This is a genomic window from Agrobacterium sp. CFBP 3001, from assembly GCF_027871605.1.
GTDB lineage: Bacteria > Pseudomonadota > Alphaproteobacteria > Rhizobiales > Rhizobiaceae > Agrobacterium > Agrobacterium leguminum.
Map to the genome: position 1 here is coordinate 1 of NZ_JAQAHD010000065.1, position 528 is coordinate 528.

The 528-nt window shown below is 54.2% G+C and carries 1 rRNA gene; it reads right to left on the bottom strand.

The features are described 5' to 3' along the window. Positions 1 to 528: ribosomal RNA gene (locus tag PH605_RS25315) — 23S ribosomal RNA — on the bottom strand; the annotation flags it as partial.

The window sequence follows — 528 nt, forward strand, 5'->3', positions numbered from 1 at the left end:
TCGCCACTACTTGCGGAGTCTCGGTTGATGTCCTTTCCTGCAGGTACTTAGATGTTTCAGTTCCCTGCGTTCGCTTCTTACACCCTATGTATTCAGGTGCAGATACCTTATCACAATACCTAGAAACCATTCCGGTTGCCCTGTCCCACCCGGACGTGCCGGGTTTGCTTTGTCTTCACGCTGTCGCAGCTTGCGCTGCTTCGCTACAGACGGTGCGCCGGACGACCGGCGACGCGCTCTGCGCTGTATTGCTGCCATACCCGAACTTCGAGCATGCCACCCATACAGGCCAGAGGCCGTCGGCAATCGTTTGCCGCGCCATCGCAGTGCCAGCACTTCCAAAGGAAGTGCGATACGGCACGTAAGATCAAACAAAGCTAGACAAATCATTCCAACAGGAATGATTTTCTAGGTATTTAAGGTGGGTTGCCCCATTCGGAGATCCATGGATCAAAGCTTATTCGCAGCTCCCCACGGCTTTTCGCAGCGTATCACGTCCTTCTTCGCCTGTGCATGCCAAGGCATCCA